Below are 7,839 nucleotides of genomic sequence, written 5' to 3'. Positions count from 1 at the left end.
TACGAGATCTAGTACGGTCTCGTGGGCTCGGAGATGTGTATAAGAGACAGTCCTAGCATCGGGAGCCGCACCACCACAGACGGCCCGGTCGACGGGGACGGGGCCGCAGCCGAGGGGGGATGAGCCCATGAAGGCCCGCACGATAGGCGCCGCCGCCGCTGCCGCGGTGGCCGCGCTCGCGGCCCGCGACCTGCTGCAGAAGCGGCACGCGCTGCTGCGCAACTTCCCGGTGGCCGGGCACGCCAGGTACCTGCTGGAACGGATCGGTCCGGAGCTGCGGCAGTACATCGTGACCTCCAACGAGGAGGAGCGCCCGTTCAGCCGCGACCAGCGCAGCTGGATCTACGCCTCCGCCAAGGAGGAGAACAACTACTTCGGCTTCGGCACCGAGGTCGACGTCGCGCACGTCCAGGGCCACGCCTACCTGAAGCAGCGCACCTTCGCCGGCCCGCTGCCGGACGCGCACGACCCGCGGGCCCCGCTGCCCTCGGCCAAGGTGCTGGGCGGCCCGCGCGGGCGCGCCAAGGCGTTCCGGCCCGCCAGCGTGGTCAACGTCTCCGCGATGAGCTTCGGCTCGCTCTCCGGCGCCGCGATCACCGCCCTGAACGCGGGCGCCGCGCAGGCCGGGGCGCTGCACAACACCGGCGAGGGCGGCCTGTCCCCGTACCACCGCGCGGGCGGCGGCGACCTGGTGCTGCAGCTGGGCACCTCGTACTTCGGCTGCCGCACCGCGGACGGCCGCTTCGACCTGGCCAGGCTGAAGGAGGTGGTGGCCTCCGGGCCGGTCCGGGCGATCGAGATCAAGCTCTCGCAGGGCGCCAAGCCGGGCCTGGGCGGCATGCTGCCGGGCGCGAAGGTCACCCCGGAGATCGCCGCGATCCGCGGCATCCCGGTCGGGGAGGACTGCGCCTCGCCGTCCCGGCACAGCGCGTTCGGCGACACCGACTCGATGCTGGACTTCGTCGAGCTGCTGGCCGCCGAGACCGGCCTGCCGGTGGGGATCAAGAGCGCGGTGGGCGAGCCGGTCTTCTGGCAGGAGCTGGCCTCGATGATGGCGCGCGGCGACCGGGGCGTGGACTTCGTGACCGTCGACGGCGGCGAGGGCGGCACCGGCGCGGCGCCGCGGATCTTCGCCGACTCGGTGTCGCTGCCGTTCCGGATGGGCTTCTCCCGGGTCTACGGCACCTTCGCCGAGCTGGGCCTGACCGACCGGCTGACCTTCGTCGGCTCCGGCAAGCTCGGCCTGCCGGAGAACGCCGCGGTGGCCTTCGCGCTGGGCGCCGACATGGTCAACGTGGCGCGCGAGGCGATGCTGTCGATCGGCTGCATCCAGGCCCAGAAGTGCCACACCGACCGCTGCCCGACCGGCATCGCCACCCAGAACCCGTGGCTGGCCCGCGGCGTCGACCCGGCCTCGAAGGCCACCCGGGCCGCGCACTACCTGCGCACCCTGCGCCGGGAGCTGACCAAGGTCTCCTCGGCGCTCGGCGTCGCCCACCCCTCGCTGATCACCCCCGACGACATCGAGGTCCTGAACGGCGACTACGAGGCCCGCACGCTGGCCTCGGTCTACGGCTACAAGGACGGCTGGGGCCGGCTCGGCCCGGAGCTGGCCGGGGAGATCACCGCCCTGCTCACCGCCTGAGCCCGCACCGGCGCCACCGCCCGGGCCTCACACCAGCAGCGCCACGCCGACCGCCGCCACCGCCGCCAGCACCGCGACGGCGGCGACGTGCACCGCCAGGTCCCACCCCCACGAGCGCCGGTCGGCCGCCGGGTCCAGGGTGAACTCGGCCGGGTCCGCGGGCGTGTGGTGCACCGTCACCTCGCGTCCGCGCGCCCGGGCCGGGTCGGCGAGGTGCGCGGTGCAGTGGGCGGTGACGGCGGTGCCGTCGCGGGTGGTGAACGCGACCACCGGGGTGAGGGTGGTGAGGGTGGAGCCGCTCTCCTCGTCGATCCGGACGTCTTGGAGCACCGCGACGACCCGGCCCGGCACGGCCTCCGTCACGGCCAGCCGCGCCCGCTTCCCGCGCCGGTCCCGGACCGCCGCCGGCAGGTACCGGAGCCCGACCAGCGCCCACGGCCCCGCGCCGCCGACCAGCGCCCACGGCCACGCCCAGTGGATCGCGGCCAGCGCCACCAGCCCCCCGTAGACCAGGAACGCCGCGAAGGCCGGCCACCCGAGCCCGCGGGAGGGCGGTTCGGGGGCGTTGGCGAACCGGTGCTCCTCCGGCCGGCCGCGCGGGTGGCCGACCCCGACCTCCCGGCCCACCCAGGCCGCGGTGAGCGTCTCGCCGCGCCCGTCGTCGCCCGCCGCGACGACCTCCCGTCCCGTGTCCGGGTCCCGCCAGGCGACGGTCACCGGGATGCCGCCGATCCGCGAGGCGCCGTGCCGCACCTCGCCGACCGTCCGGATCCGCCCGGCCAGCCGGACCGTCCGCTGCGCCGCGGTCACCCCGACCAGCGAGCGGACCGTCCCGACCAGCGCCACCGCGCCCCACGCCGCGCACCACAGCAGCAAGACCACGTCCCACCCCACGCGCCCTCCCCGGCCGCCGTCCCGTCCCCCGGACACTGTGCCCGCCGGGGCGCCCCTGACACGCGGGTGCCCGCCGGACCTCGGGGTCCGGCGGGCACGGGTACGGGGAGCGGCGGGGGCTCAGCCCTCGCCGCCGTCCTTCTCGGCCCCGTCCTGCGCCTTGGCGGCGGGCCCGCCGTGCGTGCTGCCGTCCGGGTTGGAGCCGCGGAAGGAGAGCAGGACGACCAGGATGCCGCCGCAGACGATCGCCGAGTCGGCGAGGTTGAAGACCGCGAAGTGCTGGACGGAGATGAAGTCGACCACGTGCCCGCGCAGCACCGACGGGGCGCGGAACAGCCGGTCGGTGAGGTTGCCGAGCGCGCCGCCGAGCAGCAGGCCGAGGGCGATCGCCCAGGGCAGGCTGTAGAGGCGGCGGGCGATCCGCCAGATCACCACGATGACGCCGGCGGCGATCGCGGTGAACAGCAGCGTCATGGCCTGGCCCATGCCGAACGCGGCGCCGGGGTTGCGGATCACCTGGAAGGTCATCCAGTCGCCGATCACCTTGATCGGGGCGGCCCGCCCCTCCAGCCTGGCGACCACCAGCAGCTTGGAGCCGAGGTCGATCAGGTAGGCGAGCAGGGCGACGGCCAGCAGCACGCTGATCCGCCGGCGGCGGACCACGGCGCGGCCCCCCTCGGCGGCCGTCGAACCGGCGCCCTCCGGCCGCTCCGGCCCGGGGGCCGGGTCGACCGCCGGCTCGCCCGCACCGGCGGGAAGGACGGTGGGGACGGCGTCGTCCTGGGTCTGGTGGGAACCTGGCGTGCTGATGATCCGCTCCGCTGCCGTGTGGAATGCGCCGGGTGGAATGCCGGTCGACGTACTTGGGGACGAGGGTACGGCACCGCCCGCCCCGTTGGCCGCCGCGGCCGGGATTGTCCGGTCCGCGGCCGCCGGTCGACCGGCATCCGCGGTCAGCGGCGTTCCTGCTTGGCCTTGCAGCTGACGCAGAGGGTGGCGCGCGGGAAGGCCTGCAGGCGGGCCTTGCCGACGGGCTGGCCGCAGGACTCGCAGCGGCCGAAGGCGGTGCCCTCCAGCCGGGCCAGGGCGCGCTCGGTCTGGGCGAGGCTGTCGCGGGCGTTGTTGGCGAGCGACAGCTCGCTCTCCCGGTTGATGTTCTTGGTGCCGGCGTCGACCTGGTCGTCGCCCGCGCCGTCGTTGGAGTCCCGCATCAGGCCGGCGATGGCGGCCTCGGAGGCCTCGATCTCGGCCCGCAGCCGGACGATGTCGGCGGCGAGCTCGTCGTGCAGCTCGGTGACCTCCTCGGCCGTCCACGGGTCCTCCCCGGGGCGGACGGGCAGGTCGGCCGGGTCCACCGACTCGGCGCCGCCGCGGGCTCCGGTGCCCGCCGGCACGTGGTTGCGGCTGGTGGCCGCGGTGTGTCCGGTGGTGCCGGTCTTTCGCCGCGCAGTAGTCACGGTCCCCTCCCCTGGGTCGCCCGCCACGGCCTCGCGCGACCTCTTGGTCACGGTTCCTGTCGCCTTCTCAGCCATGGCTTTCGACCTCATTCACGAATGATCAGAAGCGTCGGTTCCCGACGATCTTGCCGGTCCCGGAACGATAAACCCCATCGAATCAGCCCACAACGGGACATACCGAAGCGCCTGGCCGATCCCACCCGCGCAGCCGCCGCCGGGTCGGCGCTGCACAAGTTGTGCCCAGATCGCCCCCGGCTAACCACCCGGCCTCCGGCTCGCGGGTGCGCGAAACGGCTTGCGGGGGCCGATACACTGGGCCCTGCAAGGCGCAGATGGGACGAGTACCGACGTACGCAGCCAGGAGCGACCCGGGGGCGGTGTGAGCCCGGGGGTGTGCGCGGCGGGAAGATCACCCCGGAGCCGCCGGAAGAACGGCCCTTCCCGGGGCCCAGTAGAACCGGCCGCAAACCCAAAGAGAGGGCCGCAGCGCGCGCGGTCAAGGAGGGTGGTACCGCGGGGCGGCTCGCCGTCTCGTCCCTCCGTCGGAGCCAGTAGTCCACGCATCCGCCGGAGGTAGACGCCCCCATGTCGCCCACGTACAACGCCGTCCCCGCGCAGGTAGACCTGCCCGCGCTCGAACACCGGATCCTCTCGTTCTGGCAGGACCAGAAGGTCTTCCAGCGGAGCCTGGAGCAGTCCGAGGGCCGCCCCGAGTGGGTGTTCTACGAGGGCCCGCCCACCGCCAACGGCATGCCGGGCGCGCACCACATCGAGGCCCGCGTCTTCAAGGACGTCTTCCCGCGCTACCGCACCATGAAGGGCTACCACGTCGCCCGCAAGGCCGGCTGGGACTGCCACGGCCTGCCGGTCGAGCTCGCGGTGGAGAAGGAGCTCGGCTTCTCCGGCAAGCCGGACATCGAGAAGTACGGCATCGCCGAGTTCAACGCCAAGTGCCGCGAGTCGGTGACCCGGCACACCGACGCGTTCGCCGAGCTGACCACCCGCATGGGCTACTGGGTCGACCTCGACGAGGCCTACCGCACCATGGACCCGTCCTACGTCGAGTCGGTCTGGTGGTCGCTCCAGCAGATCTTCGACAAGGGCCTGCTGGTCCAGGACCACCGGGTCGCCCCGTGGTGCCCGCGCTGCGGCACCGGCCTGTCCGACCACGAACTGGCCCAGGGCTACGAGACCGTGGTCGACCCCTCGGTGTTCGTCCGCTTCCCGCTCACCTCCGGCCCGCTGGCCGGCACCGCCGCCCTGCTGGTGTGGACCACCACCCCGTGGACGCTGGTGTCCAACACCGCCGCCGCCGTCCACCCCGAGGTGACCTACGTGGTCGCCACCGACGGCAGCGAGCGCCTGGTGGTCGCCGAGCCGCTGCTCGCCAAGGCCCTCGGCGAGGGCTGGGAGGCCACCGGCGAGTCCTTCACCGGCGCCGAGATGGAGCGCTGGGCCTACCGGCGCCCGTTCGACCTCGTGGAGATCCCGGACGCGCACTACGTGCTGACCGCCGAGTACGTCACCACCGAGGACGGCACCGGCATCGTCCACCAGTCGCCCGCGTTCGGCGCCGACGACCTCGCGACCTGCCGCCGCTACGGCCTGCCCGTGGTCAACCCGGTGGAGACCGACGGCACCTTCGCCGCCGACGTGCCGCTGGTCGGCGGGGTGTTCTTCAAGAAGGCCGACGAGACCCTGGTCGCCGACCTCCAGGCCCGCGGCCTGCTGTTCCGCCACCTCCCGTACGAGCACAGCTACCCGCACTGCTGGCGCTGCCACACCGCGCTGCTCTACTACGCGCAGCCGTCCTGGTACATCCGGACCACCGCCGTCAAGGACGCGATGATCCGCGAGAACGAGGCCACCAACTGGTACCCGGAGACGGTCAAGCACGGCCGCTTCGGCGACTGGCTGAACAACAACATCGACTGGGCGCTGTCCCGCAACCGCTACTGGGGCACCCCGCTGCCGATCTGGCGCTGCGCGGACGACCACCTGACCTGCGTCGGCTCGCTCGCCCAGCTCTCCGAGCTGACCGGCACCGACCAGTCCGGCCTGGACCCGCACCGCCCGTACATCGACGAGGTCACCTTCCCCTGCCCGCAGTGCTCCACCACCGCGGTCCGGGTGCCCGAGGTGATCGACGCCTGGTACGACTCGGGCTCGATGCCGTTCGCGCAGTACGGCTACCCGTACCGCAACAAGGAGCTGTTCGAGAAGCGCTACCCGGCGCAGTTCATCTCCGAAGCGATCGACCAGACCCGCGGCTGGTTCTACACGCTGATGGCCGTCGGCACCCTGGTGTTCGACAAGAACAGCTACGAGAACGTCGTCTGCCTGGGCCACATCCTGGCCGAGGACGGCCGCAAGATGTCCAAGCACCTGGGCAACATCCTGCAGCCGATCCCGCTGATGGACGAGCACGGCGCCGACGCGGTGCGCTGGTTCATGGCCGCCGGCGGCTCCCCCTGGGCGGCCCGCCGGGTCGGCCACGGCACCATCCAGGAGGTGGTCCGCAAGACCCTCCTCACCTACTGGAACACCGTCTCCTTCCAGGCCGTGTACGCCCGCATCGCCGACTGGGCCCCCTCCGCGGGCGACCCGGCCCCGGCCGACCGCCCGGTGCTCGACCGCTGGGTGCTCTCCGAACTGAACACCCTGGTGCGCGAGGTGGACGCCGCCTACGAGGCGTACGACACCCAGCGGGCCGGCAAGCTGCTGTCCGGTTTCGTCGACGACCTGTCCAACTGGTACGTCCGCCGCGGCCGCCGCCGCTTCTGGCGGGGCGACGCCGCCGCGCTGGCCACCCTGCACGAGGCGCTGGAGACCGTCACCCGGCTGATGGCCCCGCTCACCCCGTTCATCACCGAGCGGGTCTGGCAGGACCTGGTCGTCCCGGTCGTCCCGGACGCCCCGATCTCCGTCCACCTGAGCAGCTGGCCGGTCGCCGACGAGAGCCTGATCGACCCCGAACTCGCCAAGCAGATGGTGCTGGTGCGCCGCCTGGTCGAGCTCGGCCGCGCCACCCGGGCCGGCAGCGGCGTCAAGAACCGCCAGCCGCTGCTGCGCGCGCTGATCGCCGCCCAGGGCTGGGAGGGGCTCCCCGCCGACCTGCGGGCCCAGATCGCCGAGGAGCTCAACGTCCTGGAGCTCGAAGCCCTCGCCGGAGTGGGGGGCTCGCTGGTCGACACCTCCGCCAAGGCCAACTTCCGCGCCCTGGGCAAGCGTTTCGGCAAGGGCGTCCAGGACGTCGCCAAGGCCGTCGCCGCGGCCGACGCCGCCCGGCTCTCCGCCGAGCTGCGCGCCACCGGCGCGACCTCGGTCGAAGTGGACGGCGAAACGGTCACCCTCTCCGCCGAGGAAGTGATCATCACCGAGACCCCGCGCGAGGGCTGGGCCGTCGCCAACGAGGCCGGCGCCACCGTCGCCCTCGACCTGACGATCACTCCGGAGCTCAAGCGCCTCGGCGTGGCCCGCGACGCGATCCGGCAGATCCAGGAGGCCCGGAAGAACTCCGGCCTGGAGATCACCGACCGCATCCACCTCCAGCTCGCCAGCACCGACCAGGACACCCTGGCCGGCCTGAGCGAGCACCAGGCCCTGATCGCCGCCGAGGTCCTCGCCGAGTCCCTCGGCCTGGCCATCACCGACCCCGACGCCCCGCGCTTCGGCGACGAGGACCTCGCCCTGGAGTTCACCCTCCGCAGGGCCTGACCTCCCGGTCCCCCGCGCCCCGGCGGAAGGCGACAGCCAGGGGCGCGGGGGAACCGCGCGACCGACCTGGCGCCCCGTCCGCACGGCGCCGCGCACGGCGAAGGGCGCCCCCGGCCTCACGGCCGG

Annotated in this window: 5 protein-coding genes; 2 read left to right on the top strand and 3 right to left on the bottom strand. The window is 73.5% G+C overall.

What is annotated here, in order from left to right; genetic code table 11:
* Positions 1-127: 127 nt before the first annotated feature.
* Positions 128-1,645 (top strand): FMN-binding glutamate synthase family protein, encoded by a 1,518-nt coding sequence (locus OO48_RS16720; RefSeq protein ID WP_033216900.1) that lies wholly within the window; start codon positions 128-130, stop codon positions 1,643-1,645.
* A 27-nt stretch (positions 1,646-1,672) separates the two neighbouring features.
* Here OO48_RS16720 and OO48_RS16715 read toward each other — a convergent pair whose 3' ends face one another.
* The 3 genes from OO48_RS16715 to OO48_RS16705 all read right to left on the bottom strand — a co-directional run bounded on the left by OO48_RS16715 (position 1,673) and on the right by OO48_RS16705 (position 3,996).
* On the bottom strand, positions 1,673-2,539 hold the full coding sequence (locus OO48_RS16715; protein WP_033216898.1) for a DUF3592 domain-containing protein: 867 nt from the start codon (positions 2,537-2,539) through the stop codon (positions 1,673-1,675).
* A gap of 120 nt (positions 2,540-2,659) precedes the next feature.
* On the bottom strand, positions 2,660-3,388 hold the full coding sequence (lspA, locus tag OO48_RS16710) for a signal peptidase II (RefSeq protein ID WP_081952176.1): 729 nt from the start codon (positions 3,386-3,388) through the stop codon (positions 2,660-2,662).
* Between the two features lie 104 nt (positions 3,389-3,492).
* Positions 3,493-3,996: a TraR/DksA family transcriptional regulator gene (locus OO48_RS16705; protein ID WP_342449653.1), complete on the bottom strand. Its 504-nt coding sequence runs from the start codon at positions 3,994-3,996 to the stop codon at positions 3,493-3,495.
* 585 nt (positions 3,997-4,581) lie between these two features.
* Here OO48_RS16705 and ileS point away from each other — a divergent pair.
* Positions 4,582-7,713, top strand: coding sequence for an isoleucine--tRNA ligase (gene ileS / locus OO48_RS16700; protein ID WP_033216894.1), 3,132 nt, complete (start codon positions 4,582-4,584; stop codon positions 7,711-7,713).
* Positions 7,714-7,839: the final 126 nt, after the last annotated feature.

The organism is Kitasatospora phosalacinea (assembly GCF_000716545.1).
Lineage (GTDB): Bacteria > Actinomycetota > Actinomycetes > Streptomycetales > Streptomycetaceae > Kitasatospora > Kitasatospora phosalacinea.
Note: the sequence above shows the minus strand (reverse complement) of the source record. Positions and strands in the feature narration are given on the sequence as shown.